This is a genomic window from Mycobacterium sp. 852014-52450_SCH5900713, assembly GCF_001667075.1.
In the GTDB taxonomy this organism is placed as follows: Bacteria; Actinomycetota; Actinomycetes; order Mycobacteriales; family Mycobacteriaceae; genus Mycobacterium.
Genome location: NZ_LZIL01000072.1, coordinates 1 through 14,701, shown reverse-complemented (window position 1 = coordinate 14,701; position 14,701 = coordinate 1). Strand labels below are relative to the sequence as shown.

14 protein-coding genes are annotated in these 14,701 nt (G+C 66.1%); 5 read left to right on the top strand and 9 right to left on the bottom strand.

The window, feature by feature from the left end; translation table 11 throughout:
* Positions 1–10 precede the first annotated feature (10 nt).
* Both ligD and A5773_RS21875 read left to right on the top strand, forming a co-directional pair.
* Complete coding sequence (gene ligD, locus A5773_RS21880) at positions 11–1,051, top strand: non-homologous end-joining DNA ligase (protein WP_066954844.1); 1,041 nt, start codon at positions 11–13, stop codon at positions 1,049–1,051.
* A 1,580-nt stretch (positions 1,052–2,631) separates the two neighbouring features.
* Positions 2,632–4,674: a glycoside hydrolase family 172 protein gene (locus A5773_RS21875; RefSeq protein ID WP_066954841.1), complete on the top strand. Its 2,043-nt coding sequence runs from the start codon at positions 2,632–2,634 to the stop codon at positions 4,672–4,674.
* Here the strand turns inward: A5773_RS21875 and A5773_RS21870 are convergent.
* The 3 genes from A5773_RS21870 to A5773_RS21860 form a co-directional block, all read right to left on the bottom strand.
* Positions 4,671–5,429 (bottom strand): rhomboid-like protein, encoded by a 759-nt coding sequence (locus A5773_RS21870; protein ID WP_066954838.1) that lies wholly within the window; start codon positions 5,427–5,429, stop codon positions 4,671–4,673. The two genes, A5773_RS21875 and A5773_RS21870, sit on opposite strands and share 4 nt — an antisense overlap.
* On the bottom strand, positions 5,426–6,730 hold the full coding sequence (locus A5773_RS21865) for a diaminopimelate decarboxylase (RefSeq protein ID WP_067792539.1): 1,305 nt from the start codon (positions 6,728–6,730) through the stop codon (positions 5,426–5,428). The genes A5773_RS21870 and A5773_RS21865 overlap by 4 nt, the downstream gene beginning before the upstream one ends.
* Positions 6,731–6,803: 73 nt before the next feature.
* Entirely contained in the window at positions 6,804–7,433 is a 630-nt protein-coding gene (locus A5773_RS21860; protein ID WP_066954833.1) for a cysteine hydrolase family protein, read from the bottom strand.
* Between the two features lie 109 nt (positions 7,434–7,542).
* Between A5773_RS21860 and A5773_RS21855 the strand changes: the two genes are divergently transcribed.
* A complete protein-coding gene (locus tag A5773_RS21855) occupies positions 7,543–8,745 on the top strand; it encodes a cytochrome P450 (protein WP_067792536.1) in 1,203 nt (400 codons plus the stop codon).
* Between the two features lie 6 nt (positions 8,746–8,751).
* Here A5773_RS21855 and A5773_RS21850 read toward each other — a convergent pair whose 3' ends face one another.
* Positions 8,752–9,288 (bottom strand): TetR/AcrR family transcriptional regulator, encoded by a 537-nt coding sequence (locus A5773_RS21850; protein ID WP_066954972.1) that lies wholly within the window; start codon positions 9,286–9,288, stop codon positions 8,752–8,754.
* 154 nt (positions 9,289–9,442) lie between these two features.
* On the opposite strand from A5773_RS21850, the gene A5773_RS21845 reads away from it, so the two are divergent.
* Complete coding sequence (locus A5773_RS21845; protein WP_066954828.1) at positions 9,443–9,829, top strand: PPOX class F420-dependent oxidoreductase; 387 nt, start codon at positions 9,443–9,445, stop codon at positions 9,827–9,829.
* On the opposite strand, the gene A5773_RS21840 is transcribed toward A5773_RS21845, so the two are convergent.
* The 5 genes from A5773_RS21840 to A5773_RS21820 form a co-directional block, all read right to left on the bottom strand.
* A complete protein-coding gene (locus tag A5773_RS21840) occupies positions 9,813–10,976 on the bottom strand; it encodes a zinc-binding dehydrogenase (protein ID WP_067792533.1) in 1,164 nt (387 codons plus the stop codon). The genes A5773_RS21845 and A5773_RS21840 overlap by 17 nt on opposite strands.
* 12 nt (positions 10,977–10,988) lie before the next feature.
* A complete protein-coding gene (locus A5773_RS21835) occupies positions 10,989–12,392 on the bottom strand; it encodes a wax ester/triacylglycerol synthase family O-acyltransferase (protein ID WP_067792529.1) in 1,404 nt (467 codons plus the stop codon).
* Positions 12,393–12,542: 150 nt separating this feature from the next.
* Positions 12,543–13,526, bottom strand: coding sequence for an NAD-dependent epimerase/dehydratase family protein (locus A5773_RS21830; RefSeq protein ID WP_066954819.1), 984 nt, complete (start codon positions 13,524–13,526; stop codon positions 12,543–12,545).
* Positions 13,527–13,553: 27 nt separating this feature from the next.
* Positions 13,554–14,234: a cutinase family protein gene (locus A5773_RS21825; protein ID WP_082948342.1), complete on the bottom strand. Its 681-nt coding sequence runs from the start codon at positions 14,232–14,234 to the stop codon at positions 13,554–13,556.
* A gap of 23 nt (positions 14,235–14,257) precedes the next feature.
* The gene (locus A5773_RS21820; RefSeq protein ID WP_066954818.1) at positions 14,258–14,431 is read right to left on the bottom strand and encodes a CsbD family protein; all 174 of its coding nucleotides are present in this window, start codon (positions 14,429–14,431) and stop codon (positions 14,258–14,260) included.
* A 51-nt stretch (positions 14,432–14,482) separates the two neighbouring features.
* Here A5773_RS21820 and A5773_RS26805 point away from each other — a divergent pair.
* A partial coding sequence (locus A5773_RS26805) for a hypothetical protein (protein ID WP_156744920.1) occupies positions 14,483–14,701 on the top strand: 219 nt, incomplete at its 3' end.

Below are 14,701 nucleotides of genomic sequence, written 5' to 3'. Positions count from 1 at the left end.
AATCTTTGGTATGGCCGCTGCAGAAGAGCTCGACGTCGACGGTATTGCGGTTCGCCTGACCAATCCGGACAAAGTTTATTTCCCCAAGTTGGGCTCGAAAGGCACCAAGCGGCGGCTGGTCGAGTATTACCTCGCCGTGGCTGGTGGTCCGATGCTCGACGCGCTCCGTGACCGGCCCACTCATCTGCAGCGCTTCCCGGATGGCATCGACGGTGAGGAGATTTACCAGAAGCGGGTCCCGCAGCATCACCCCGACTATCTGCAGACCTGCCGGGTGACGTTCCCGTCTGGACGCACCGCCGACGCGCTGAAGGTGACGCACCCCTCCGCCATCGTCTGGGCGGCACAGATGGGCACCATCACCTTGCACCCGTGGCAGGTGCGCTGCCCGGATACCGACCATCCCGACGAGTTGCGCATCGACCTGGATCCGCAGCCGGGCGTCGCCTTCGAGCAGGCGCGCGAGGTCGCGGTTGACGTGTTGCGACCACTGCTCGACGAGCTCGGTCTGGTGGGATATCCCAAGACATCCGGCGGGCGCGGGATCCACGTCTTCCTTCGGATCGCCACCGACTGGGATTTCATCGAGGTACGCCGAGCCGGCATCGCGCTGGCCCGTGAAGTAGAGCGACGCGCGCCTGAGGCCGTCACCACTGCGTGGTGGAAAGAACAACGCGGTGAGCGTATTTTCATCGACTTCAATCAGAACGCCCGGGATCGCACCATGGCATCCGCGTACTCGGTACGCCCCACCCCGATCGCGACAGTGTCGACGCCGCTGACATGGGACCAACTGGCCGGCGCGGAACCAGACGACTACACCATCACAACGGTTCCCGATCTAGTGAAGGGCCGCCAAGACCCCTGGGCCGCAATGAATGACGTGGCGCAGTCGATCGCGCCCCTACTGGCGATCGCTGACGCCGACGAAGAACGCGGCCTCGGCGATATGCCGTATCCGCCGAACTACCCGAAAATGCCCGGAGAACCGAAACGCGTTCAGCCCAGCCGGGATACGGACTTGAAGAAGAACGGCAAAGGGAAGCAATAGAGCTTCGGCCCACGGGCGCCGAGCACTGCGCAGCCGCGATTTCGTTGTGCCACAGGGCGTGCGGCGATTTGTCACAGTGACGCCGGCGCGGCGCCTAGTCGACGGGCACGCTAAAGGAACCCTGACGGACGTCGGTGCGCTGACTGGCACGCCCTATGGCCGAAGGCGGACCTGCAAAGTAGAGCGTGCCAGTAGCGCAACCCCGACGGCCTATGGCGTACAGGTGATTCCGGTCGCTCCACCGCTGCACGAGAAGGTAGGCACCGTGCAGCCGGAGCTCGTCAATGCGGTGAAGGCGAGGACCAAGCCGAGGACAACCTTGTACTTCATACGAGACATGAACCACTCCATCCATCCGAGGAGAAATGTTACGCCCGAGACGAGTTATATTACGTGAGTACAATCCGGAATACTATGGGATTAAACGAATTTGCGAATTCCTGGTCCCCTAGCGGTCGATAGGTTGTAAGACCACGGCCATCGATTCCGGTATCGAAGGTCCCTGTGCCGCAACGACTTAAGGATCCGGGTCACCGTGATGTCCGCACTGGTTAGTGGGGCGGCCACATAGGGCAGCGCACCAGGAGTATCAGGCATTCGGCGGCAACGGATTCGACGCGGCTGTGCCGACGTGCATTGAAGCGCACAACGACCGCCCGGATCGCGCGATGCACTTTCGTCACCGGCGCGCGCGAACGAAGCGTGCGACTCGCTGCTCAGATAAGTGCTTGGCGTGCAGGCAGTCTCATCTCGAGCACTACGACGAGAGCCGGTGCGCTAACTGGCACGCCGAGCACTCGGTGGACCCAAAAGTGGGTCTTACCAAGGAAAGCGTGCCAGCAGCGCACCCCTCGAAGGCCGAACGGCCCCTATGGCGTGCAGGTAACTCCAGTGGCTGCAGTGCTGCAGTCGATCACAAGCGGCACCGTGCAACCCGAGGATGTTAACGCGGTGGCGGCCAGAATCAGCCCGAGGACAACCTTGTACTTCATACGAGACATGAACCACTCCATCCGTTAGAGGAGAGATGTACGCCCGAGGGGAGTTATGTTACGTGAGTGCAATGCGGAATGCTATGGGATTTACTAAATTTGCGGCGGCCTACTTCAACTGATTGAAAGCGCGGCATAGTCGTCGGCAACGCGGCCGGCGGATGCGTCCATGATGGCGACTGCGAGCCTGATTTGCATTCATTTTCCAAAATCTTCCGCAGGGGCGGGGCGCGGCATAAGATAGGGAATAGCGCGCGATCCGACCTACATTTCCAACAATGCAGGGCGATGCGAAACATGCTCGGGGGAACCGAGATACGGACTCTGGGGTCCCCTGCAGCGCTGCCGATTGTCGGCGATCCCCGCATTCGCTGTGCCCATTGCAATCCTGCCGACCAACTCGGTAGGCTGTCTGGACGACCACACCGCGCCGGTGTATACGCTCGCGCCAATCTCGGTCCGCTCTTCTCTCAAGTGCCAACACGGTGAATGCATTTCATGCCAGAGTGATCTTTCGTGTCCCACGGCACCGGCCTGATTAGATTCCAAATCCGGTCAACCCGACCGAGAAAAGTAGGCTTCTTCGCTATGCCGGTGGCTCTTCGTGCGTGGTGCGCAACGCTAGCTTTTGCGCTCTCGGTGCCGGTCAGTATTACCGCTGCGGGCGCGGCGCTCGCGACGCCGATCGGTAATGACGCCGGCGACCGGCTGGTCGGCTGGGACACCTATCGACGGCTCGACCGGTTGCCGTATCTGCGCACCGACACGCAGGCCCTGCAGCTTTCCAGTTTCGACCGCAGCGGCGGTGATTTCGACCTCTCCACCGGTAATCGCAACGGCACCGGAGGATGTTTGACCTCGGGCGGTGCCGGCTGCGTCATCGCGGAGGATCGCGGTGCCGGCGAGGTGGATTCGATCTGGCTCACCCGCGACGGCGGCAAGGTGACCCGGCTCGGGAACATCCGCGTCGAACTGGACGGACGAACGGTGATCGACGCTCCCCTGCAATCGGTGGTCGACGGTGCGTTGGGTGCGCCGTTCGAGTGGCCGCTCGTTGCGAATGCGGCGCAGTCGCCGGGTGGTGTGTACATCAAGGTGCCGATGCCCTACCGACAGTCGATGCGGATCAGCGTCGCGTCGAATCTCGAGTACTACCACGTCGACTATCGACAATTCTCGAGCGCCATGGGCGTGTCGACTTTCTCGCCCTCCGACCCCGCGCTCGACGTGCTCGCGATGCTGCGCGCCGCGGGCGCCGTCGACCCCAAACCGTCTGCGGCTGCGGCGGTTCACGACAACCGGGTCGTCGAGGTCCCGGCCGGGGCCGAGATGACCATCGCGGAATCGGCCGGCGCGGGCACCATCTCGGCGTTACGGCTGCAACTGCCCGAACCGGCGGACCAACTGCTGAGCGGCTTGCGGCTGCGAATGGACTTCGACGGCCGCACCCTGGTCGACTCGCCGCTCGGGGAGTTCTTCGGCGCCGGGCTCGGTGCCAACACCGTGCGGTCCCTGATGTTCGCGGTGGTCCAGCAGCCCGGGGGACCGCTGTCGTTGTCCGCATGGTGGCCCATGCCTTTCGCCCACGCGGCCCGCATCACGATTGTGAACACCACCGACCACCCGGTAGCCGGAATCGACAGCGACGTGACCACCGCCCCCGATGCCCAATGGGCGGCCGCGCTGGCCAGCGGTCGCGCCGGCTACTTCACCGCTCGCTCGCATTCCGGGCCGACGGTCGTCGGTCAGGACTGGTTGTTCGCCGACGAGCAGGGCCACGGGAAATTCGTCGGCGTCAGCCACACCATCCGCGGTTCTCGAATCAGGACCGCGTTCAGTGACGCCGCCCCTTACTTTCTCGAAGGGGCCGAGCGCGTCTACACGGACGGCGCCGGGTCGCCCCAGTGGTATGGCACCGGTACCGAGGACCTCTACGAGGGCGGTTGGTATTTCAAGGATGGCACCCGCTTCAGCGACCCGCTCACCGGGCAACCCGACCGGCGCACGGCCACCGCCGGCTGCGCCGACTACTGTGTCGCCGTTTATCGACTCATGCTCGCCGACGCCATCGATTACCATTCCGCGATCCGCTTCGGCATCGAGCACGGTAAACGGAACATGGTTCAACCCGACTACAGCTCAACAGCTTTCCTCTACACGCAGCCGAATGACACTCTTACGCCTGGCGACGACGTTCGCCCGGGCGACCCGGTCAGTCGACTCCTGCACGGCTACGCCGACATTGACGGCGCCGATCAGCTGCTGGTCAGCGAATATGAAGGGGCCGACGACACCCATCCGGTGATCGGGTCGGTCCGCGCCACCAACGCCGCGGTCACGTTCCACCTCGAGACCGACCCGGACAACCGCGGCATCGCGCTGCGCCGCACGTCGGATCAGGCGGACGGCTTCCAGTCGGCGGACGTCACCATCGATGGCGTTCCCGTCGGGAATTGGCTGCAGCCGCGCAGCAACGGCTTTCATCGCTGGCTCGACGACACGTACCTCTTGCCGCAATCGATAACCGCGGGCAAAGCGCAGCTGGCGATCACCCTCACGCCCACACAAGACTCCCCGCCGTGGACGGCCAGCCGCTATCAGATCGAGACGCTGACCGGCTCAACCGATTAGACCGCGGCCGACCGCACCACCCGGTTGGCGAGCAGGGCCATCACGACACCCGTCAACCCGCCGACGGGAGCCATCAACGACGAGCATCCCGACAGCACGAAGAACCCGAACGCGGCGCCGACGGTCAGCAAGGCCGCGTGCACGGGCGTCCAGCGCGCCATCGACGGCAACCGGAACGACAAGCCCATGCCAAGGAGTAGCGCCAGAACGTGACCGAACGCGGTGAAGTCCGCATTAAACGTGGCCACCAACCCGATGCCGAGCCACCAACCGATCCAGGCCGGACGCCAGCGCAACGGTATCGATGCGGTCAGGGCGCCCAGCACGCACACCGCGCCGTAGCTGATCCCGACATCGGTGGCTCGCGCGACCGAGAACGGCAACCATCCCGTCTCCACCGCGGCGACCAGCCCTACCGCGAGGATCAAGGTGGCGCCGATGTGGCCGACGGCAAAGGTGATCAGCAAGCCCCGACCGCGCCAGATGAGTTCGCCCAGCGCCAGGAGGCACACCAGCCCCGGCAACCAGAGATAGACGTCGCCCCCGTCGCTGACGAATGCGCTACCGACCAGGGCGGCCAGGTGGCCGTGCGCCAGGTTGTGCAGGTTGGTGCTCATTTCGCTCACGACCGAGGCGCGGGTGCGCGCACCCATGGCCGTCAGGGTGACGGAGACCGCGAGCAACAGGACGGCGTACGCCACCGTGACACGCAAGCGGTCGGCGCGTGCGCGAACGTTCGTGCCGGGCGACGTCATTGGCCGTTCCAACCGCGGTCGCGGGCCAGCAGGTCGGCCACGGTCTCCCGGCGCACCAGCTCGCGAGAGCGGCCGCCGGAGACCGCGACCAGCGGCGGCCGGCCCACCAGACTGGGGCTCGATACCGTCGAGTGCTGATAGGCGCCGGTGCAGGCCACCGCCAGCAGATCGCCGGGGTGGATGTCCGCGGGCAGCTCGACGTCGCGGGCGATCTCGTCACCGTGTCCATTCCGGCCCACCACGGTGACGGGTGCGCTGGCGGTCGGGCGGTGGCGGTTCGCCAGTGCCACCGTGTATTTCAGGCCCAAACTCCGCGGGTTGTCGGCCGGGCCGTCGTCCACCGCGATGAAGGTATGCCCGCCCGGCTGCCGCTTCACAGCGGTGACCCGGCACAGGGTCACCCCGGCGCGTGCGGCGATCGCCCGGCCGGGCTCGATCGCGATCTTCGGCCGCGGGAATCCGTGCTCCGCGCAAGCGGATTCCAACGCGGCATCCACGGTGGCCCCGAGTGACCGCAGGTTGAGTTCCGGGTCGCCCGAACGGTATGGGATCGCGTGACCGCCGCCGAGATTGAGCTCAGTGAGGACGACCTGATGGTGCTCGCGGACCGCGGCCATCACGCCGATCGTCTGCCGGATAGCCGCACCGTACAGCGAGGCGTCGGTGATGTGCGCCCCGAGTTGGCAGTGCAGCCCCACCAAGTCGAGCGACGGCTGGTCCACGACACGCCTGAGCGCAGCCTGGCCCCCCGCCAGGGCGAAGCCGAATTTTTGGTCGGGCGTCCCGACGTCGGGAATGACCCGCACCAGGACGCGCTGACGGTGCCGCGCCCGGCAGGCGAGCAGCGAGATCTCGCTGGGTGAGTCGATCACGATCCGCCCGACGCCGGCCGCGATCGCGTCACCGAGTTCAGTCGCGGTCTTCGCGCCGGCCAGCACGATCCGCGAGGGCGGGACGTCGGCAGCCAGCGCGGTGGCCAGCTCGGCGGCCGAGCACACCTTCACGCCGGCCCCTTCGTCGGCGGCCCAGCGGGCCACGTCCACGCTCAACAGCGCCTTGCCGCCGTAAATCAGCTCGGCATCGGGGAGCGTCGCGCGATAGCAGCGGATGCGGGCGCGAAAATCCTCCTCGTCCACCACGTAGGTGGGGGTGCCGTACTCGGCGGCGATATCGTCGGCGGAGACGTCCCCGACGCACAATCGGCCCAGGTCGTCGACGTACGCGCTGAGCGGCCAGACCGCGCGGTCGAGGTGCGGGTTCAGCCCGTGCCTCACCGACGGAAGCAGCTCGAAGAGCGTCATACATCCACGGTGCCGGTCCGGCCGCGGGCGTGCCGCCTTCTTAACGAAGCCTTCACACCCGGGCGGTAAATCTTCACAGATCCGGAACACTGGCCGTGATCGAGGCGATCACCTCGCTCGCCGGCAGGATCGCGGTCGCGTAGTTCGGGATGTTCACCTCGAGCGCGGCGCGCATCTCGACGTCCGAATAGTCCGCGGTTGCGTCGCGCACCACGGTGACCTCGTAACCAAGCTCCGCGCCGTACCGCACCGTGGCCTCGAGGCAGGTGTGGGCGATCAGCCCCATGACGATGAGCCGATGAATGCCGTGCCGTTTGAGCTGCAGGTCCAAATCGGTATTGGCGAAACCACTTGAACACCAATGCTCATGGGCGACGATATCGCCGGGTTGCGGTTCGAACCCGTCGCGAAGCTCACCACCCCAGGTGCCGAACTCGAAGGTCCTGCGCGACCACGCCGCCTTCTGGACGGGGGCGATGTATTTCCACGTCTCGTAGTCGCCGGGGCGGTATCGGCGATGCAGCGCGTAGAACACGCGGATGTTCGCGGTCCGCGCGGCGTCGAGCACCTGCCTCATGTGCGTGACGCAGTCGTTGCTCTCGATGACGTTCTTCAGGCGGTCCCACACCTTGCCGCCGGGGGAGATGAAGTCGTTGTACGGATCGATCACCACCAGCCCGGTGGTGTCCTGGCCAAATGTCACGCGGACATCATCCCTCTCCGGCGTCTTGACTGCCCGGTCTACCTGCTGCTAGACATGGGTTCGCCGCAAATTTGGGCGATCGCCCAAACGGTGTGGAGGTGAAGCATCGATGACCGTCGCCAGCGACACGGACGTCTACTACGACCCCTACGACGTGGACATCAACGCCGACCCGTATCCGACCTACGCGCGGCTGCGCGACGAGGCACCGATCTACTACAACGAGCGCTATGACTTCTGGGCGCTGTCCCGGCATTCCGACGTCGAGCGGGCGCTGGCCAACTGGGAGACGTTCTCCAACAAGCGCAGTGACATTTTGGAGCTCATCCAGTCGAAATTCGACATGCCCGGCGGCGTCATGATGTTCCAGGATCCGCCCGAGCACACCAGGCTGCGCGGCCTGATGGCGCGCGTGTTCACGCCGCGCCGGATGGCCGCCCTCGAGGACCAGATTCGGCAATACTGCGTGCGGTGCCTGGACCCGCTCGTCGGCTCGCAAGGCTTCGACATCATCGCGGAGCTGGCCTCGATGATGCCGATGCGGGTGATCGGGATGCTGTTGGGAATCCCTGAATCCGAACAAGTCTCGGTGCGCGACGCCAATGACGCCAACCTGCGCACCAAGCCGGGCGCACCGCTGAAGGTTGCCGACGCCGATTCGATCGCCGACGGCCGGATCTACGCCGACTACGTGGAATGGCGGTCCAAGAACCCTTCCGATGACCTGATGACGACGCTGCTCAACGTCGAGTTCGACGATGAGCACGGGGTGCACCGAAAGCTGACGCGCAAGGAGGTGCTGCACTACACGCAGGTGGTGGCCGGGGCGGGCAATGAGACGACCGGCCGGCTGATCGGCTGGCTGGCCAAGGTGCTCGCCGAGCATCCCGAACAGCGGCGCGTCGTCTATGACAATCGGTCACTGTTGACCCGTACCGTCGACGAGACATTGCGATTCGAGCCGACGGGGCCGCACGTCGCGCGTTGGATGGCAAGGGATTTCGAGTGTTACGGCACGACGGTTCCCGCCGGCAGCGCCATGCTGCTGCTGTTCGGCGCCGCCAACCGCGACCACCGCCGCTACACCGATCCCGACACCTACAACGTCCGCCGCGACAACATCTCGCACATCACGTTCGGGAAGGGTGTGCACTACTGCCTTGGCGCCAACCTGGCCCGCCTTGAGGGTCGCGTTGCGCTGGACGAGATTCTCAACCGCTGGCCGGAATGGGGCATCGACTACGACACGGCGCAACTGGCCTCGACATCGACCGTGCGTGGCTGGGAGCGGCTGCGGGTCACATTGCCCTGAAACGGATTAACTCGGCATTTCGAACCGGTCGACGATCCGGCTCACCAGCGCGACGGCCTCCGAGTGGCCGGTCGTGGCGCCCAGCGCCTGCTCCAGGATGAGCATGCGGCCGACCGCGGCGATGATTACCGCGAGGCCGGCGGGCGGGAAATCGCCTGTGTCCAGGCCGTGTTCGCGGACGATGAAATTCAGGGCGGTGGTCTGCATCTCGCGCCAGCGCTGGAACCAGGCCGCGATCTCGGCCCTGATTTCCTTGCGGTGGTTGGCGAGACCCATGAACTCCAGCAGCAGGCGGGTGTCCTTCGGCTCGATGAGCGTGTCCCAGAAGGCATGCAGGGGGCGGTCGGATGCCAGCGCCCGCCGTTGGCGTTCCAGATAGGCGGCAGCGCCGCGCCGGAAGACGTTGAGGTAGAGATCGTCCATGGTCGGGAAGTAGTAGTGCACCAGGGCGGGTTTGACGCCGGCTTCGGCCGCCACCCGGCGCGACGTCGCCGCGGCGTAACCCTCGTCGACCATGATCCGGACCGTCGCGTCGATCAACATGTCGCGCGTCGTGGAGTCCCTGGCCATCAACGGACCCTAATTTGGGCGATCGCCAAAAATCAACACGGCGGGCGAGCGCAGGCCAAGTCCATGATTAGGGAATCGGCGGCCGGGGAATTGTCATCCGGACAGTTCAAAAAGTGAAGGAAAAATCGTGGCTCCAAGCTTCAAAGACGTCATCGCATCCAAATACCTGCTGCTGACCACCTTTACCAGGGACGGTCGCCCGAAACCGACGGCGATCTGGGGTGTGCCCGAGGGGGAGAAGCTCCTGGTCATCACCGACGACGGGTCGTGGAAGGTCAGGCGGATCAACAACACGCCGCGGGTGACGATCGCGAGGAGCGGATCCCTGGGCAAGCCGAAGAGCGAGCCGGTCGAAGCGATCGCGCGGGTCCTGCCGAAGTCGGAGACGCGGCGGGTGTACAACGCCGTGCTCAAGCGATACTGGTACCACGCGTGGTGGTTTTATGCGCACTCGATCGTGCGCGGCGGCGTCGACAAGGTGCACGTGGGGCTAGAGATCACGCCGGCCGCTTAGCGTCGCTCTTCGGGTCGATCAGGATCTTCGCGTGCGCCTCGGGGTGACCGAGTGCCTCGAAAGCGGCGTCAACGCCGGACAACCCGACCGTCCCGGTGATCAGCGGTGCGACGTCGACCTTGCCGTCGGCGAGCATATGCAGGGTGTCGCGGAACTCCAGTGGCGTGTAGCCGAGCACGAACCGCAGGTCGATTTCTTTGTTGATCGCCATGGCCGGCCGAATGCGGTCGGCACCCATGCAGACTCCGACGACGACGACGCGCGAGAACAGCGGCGCGCTGGAGATGATGTCGTCGATGATGCCCGGGACGCCGACGCATTCGAAGATGACGGGATGCTTGGGGGTGGCCGCGCCGGCCGCTTCCGCGGCGCGCCACACGTGCCACCACGGCAGCCGCAGCCTTTGTAGCTTCTCGATCGTGCCGACCGCGAGGTCGAACGCCTCGAGGATGCCTTGCAGATGCTTACGGCCGGCCTCGGTCTCGTAGGGCGAGTCCTGTGCGGGGTCGACGACGATATCGGCACCGCAGGCCGTCGCGCGCGCCCCGCGGCCCGCCCAGAAGTCGCTCGCGACGACGGTGCGCACCCCATGCGCCTTGAGCATGCAAATAATCGCGAGACCGATTGGCCCGCAGCCGATGACGATGGCGACGTCCCCCTTGCCCACCTCGCCGCGCCGAACGGCGTGCCACCCGACGGCCATCGGCTCGGTCAACGCGGCGACGTCGGGGGACAGTCCGTTCGGAACGGCGAACGTCAGCGACTGCTCGACCAGAAGCTGCTCGGCGTAGGCGCCCGGCGCCATGGTCGACAACCCGATCCCGTGCACCTCCTTGCCGCGCCGCAGCAGCGGCAGGGCGACGACCGGGGTGCCGGGCCGCGGGGCCTTGCGGGTGCCGGGACCGTAATCGATTACCTCGCCGCAGAATTCATGACCGAACACCACCTGCTGATCCGATCGCATGAACGCGTCATATCCCGACTCGGCCATCACGTCGGCGAGTTCGTCGCAGTGCCGGCGCGCGTGCAGGTCCGATCCGCAGATGCCACATCGGAGGACGTCGATCAGCAACTGGCCTTTGCCCGGTGTCGGTGCGGGCAGGTCCACCACTTCGAGTTTTGCGTTGGTGCACGTGACGCTCTTCATCCGTCGATCCTCCTACACGGTGGCCGACTTGGAACCCTCCGGTTGCAGTCCCGCCGCCTCTTTCAGCTCTCCGTAGGCCCGTCGGGTGCACCGGGCGAGGCGCGGTAGGTCACCGAGCGCCGCGGCGTTGGCGATGAAACCGAAGTCCATGCTGTCGTGGTAGGACGCGAAGGTGGCGTTGAGTCCGATCGAGGCCGCGAGGGCGGAAACCGGGTAGATGCCGAGGAGGCGCGCACCGTTGAGGTATTTGATCTCCGCTGCGCCCGCCACGTTGGAAATTACGAGGTTGCACGCCGGGTGCGCGACCCGGTCCAGGTGCGTGGATGAACCCAGGCCGGCGAGCGCCACGAGCCCGGCCGCATAGGTGAGTGCCGCCTCGCTGGACATGCGGCTGAGCTCCTTTTTGCACGCGGCGACCGAGTCCACCACTTGGTGGATCCGTTCCGGCATGCTCGCTCCGGGCTCTCCGAGTCGCGGAAACACGGCCGATACTCGCGTTCCGATCGTCGTGTCCCGGCCGCCGCGCAACGACACCGGACACATCGCAATGAAAGGGTGCGCGAAGGCTTGGCCCGTCTCGCGTAGGTAGGCGTGCAGTCCGGCATCGATGACCGTGACAGCCACGTCATTCAGGGTCGCCCCGAGGCGCCGCCCGACCTCATGCATCTCTTCGAGCGGCAAGGAAAGCGTCGCGAAGCTTCGCCCAATCTGCAGCGGGGCGTTGGTCGGGGCGTGTTGCGCCCCGAACGGCAGACTGCCCTCCAGATGTGATCGGACCATAGTCGCGAAGAGCTTGCGCAGCGCGCCGACCGAAATCTGGCTGAGCGCCTCGACCTGCGTGAGGGTAGCGCGAATCGAATCGGCGATCCGCGACGTGAGGGGTGTCGGAGGGTGTGGTGTGGGTTCCGGCGCGCCCAGCGCGAAGGCGGGCGTCGGGACGGTGCGCTCCCCGGTCGTGCTCAGCCCGGCGTAAAGCAGCTTGAGGCCGGATTCGCCGTCGATGATCGAGTGATGGGTCTTCGTGTAGATCGCGAACATACCGTCCGGCACTCCATCGATCACCCAGCACCGAAATAGCGGCCGGTTACGGTCGAGTTGTGGCTCGTGCAGATCCGCGACGAGCCGCAGCAGATCGTCGTAGGAGGAGCGTGCGGGCAGGGCCAGGTGTCCGACGTGGTAGTTGGGGTCCCACTGCGTCACCTCTCGGAAATGGGGCGCACCCCGACCGAGCAACTCCGGAACGTAGTTGAAGGGCGGTGCCGGCGCGTACGCTCGATACGCCTTCACGATCTCGCGCACTATCGGCGCGCGGCCGGCCGGCTTCTTGAACAACAGCATGGCGCCGACGTGCGTAGTACCGGCTGGCGACTCGATCAACAGCCATGAAAGATCCAGGGGTGGAATGGGTTTGGTCATGCCGTACCTCCAATCCGCAGTCCGACCCTGCCCGGGCGCGCATGACTCGAATCGATACGGCGATGGTCTCTCCGCCGACCACGGCCGGCGAGGGCATTAGGACCCCGTTTACGGCAGTCGTTAGTCCTTCAGCTGAGCGCCGCGCCCCGCTCAGCTCACGGCGCGAAGGGCTTCGAACGTGTCAGCCAGAGTCTCTTGCGGATCGCGGTAGGTGATGCCGAGTTCGCGCTCGCTGGGGGAATCATCGGACGCCGGCATCTGCGTGTAGTATTGCATCCCGGCCCATGTGAAGGGCGTATCGAAGGGTACGAACCGGCTGGCGCGATCCATTACCGCCCCAGCGACGCGCAGCGCGGTGTCGGGAATCGGAACCGAGACCATCGCAGACCCGGACACCTCGCCGAGCATCTTTGCCAACTCCGCCGCCGGAACGCGGTGGCCGCCAGCCATGTACCGGCGCGGCCCGCGGCCGGGCTCCAGCAGGGCCGCATGCAACGCGGCCAAATCGCGCACATCGACGATCAACCAGGCCCCGCTCCGCCCCGGGATCACATGCATCTGCAGGGCGGCCTTGACGCCTTCGCCGGCCTCGCCGAACTGGTCACCCACCGGCGGACCGATGACCATGCCCGGGTAGGTGATGTCCACCGGCGCGCCGGCATCCTGCAGACCGCGGGCATAGATCTCGACCTGCGCCTTGGAAGTCCCGTAGCCGTCCGCCCCGCCGACGACCGGCAGGTCCGCCGACAGCTCTTCGAGGCCGGCGTGAAAGAGCGCGCTGAAACTGGACACGTGGACGATCGGGTCCAGGCCCAGCTCGACCGACTGGCCGAGGACGTTCTGGGCGCCCTGCATGTTGGTGGTGAGCATTTCCGTCGTCTGGCGCGGGTCGGTGGCGACCAGGGCGGCGCTGTGCACGACGGCTTCACAACCGTCCAGCGCCTTGCGCACCGCTATCCGATCGGTGATGTCGGCGACGGCGAAGTCGGACACGTCGACGCCCAGCTTGGCCACCGTAGTCTCCAGCTTGCCGGGGTTGCGCACCAGAAATCGGATCGAGTGCCCCGCGTCCGCGATGGCTTTAGCCGTCCAGCCGCCGACGAATCCCGTACCGCCTGTGATCAGAACGCGCATGCTGCGATCTTTGCAGGGCCTTCCGGGCTACAGGTGACTGGAGGCGAAGTTGGCGGCCTGGCAAGTCATGCCGTTCATCCCGTAGGAAGTGTGCGCGGCGAAGTCGTCGCCGTTGCCGCTGCCGCACACCGGGTCGCCCTGGGCGCACAGCTGGATGGTCTTCGGCTGATACAGGGGGCCGATGGCCAGCGGCGGAGCGTGGTACTTCTGCAGGAAGTCGCCCGACGGCGTTCCGAATAGGGTGACCGCGGCGACATGGTTGGCGACATCGGTCGGCATGGGCGGGGGCACGGCCGACGCGGGCACCCCCGGCGGCACGGCCGCCGAGGTGACATACCCGGCCAGGGCGGCGCCCTGCGAGTACCCGCCGAGCACCTCGCGGGTGTTGGGGCAGTTCTTGGCGGTGGCTTCGACGTGCGAACTGGCGTCACGGATGCCGTCGACCACCGTCTGCGGGAAGTCGGGAGCCGAAAAGTCCGTGCTGGCGGGGTAATTCACTGCATACACCCCGAGCGACCGCGAGCCGATCTGCGAGCGCAGCGCGTCCACGAACGACCCGCCGATGCCGCCGATGCCGGGCGGCTCGCCCGACCCGCGGGCGAACACCACCTCGACATCGGGACACGGTTCCGCGGACGCCGATGGGCTGGGCGCGCTGGACACCAGGGCGCCGGCTACCAGCGCCGCCAGTCCAACGAGCGCTGGCAGCCGGCGCAGCGCGGAAAGCCCGCTCACTTCTTGAACGCGTCTTTCACCTTCTCGCCCGCGTCCTTGAGGCTGGACTTCGCCTGGTCGGCCCGGCCCTCGTCCCTGGTGTCGTGGTCTCCGGTCGCCTTGCCGACGGCCTCTTTGGCCCGCCCGCCCAGGTCTTCGATCTTGTTCTTCAGCTTGTCCTCGTTACTCATGCCGGTGTGGCTACCCAGCAATGGGCGAGGTTAAAACCCCGTCCTGCCATCATGGAGGGCGTGAGCGCCGCAATCGTGGTCGCAATAGTGGTGGGGCTGATGCTGCTGGGCGTCGGCATGGTGGTCAACCAGTTGCTTCGGCTGCGCAGGTATCTGAACGATTCGCCGACGGCCCCCCCCCCCACCCCACACCCCCCCCCCCCCCCCCCCCACCCCCCCCCCCCCCACCTCCCCGCGGGCGTCTACCCCCCCCCCCCCCCCCCCGCCGGG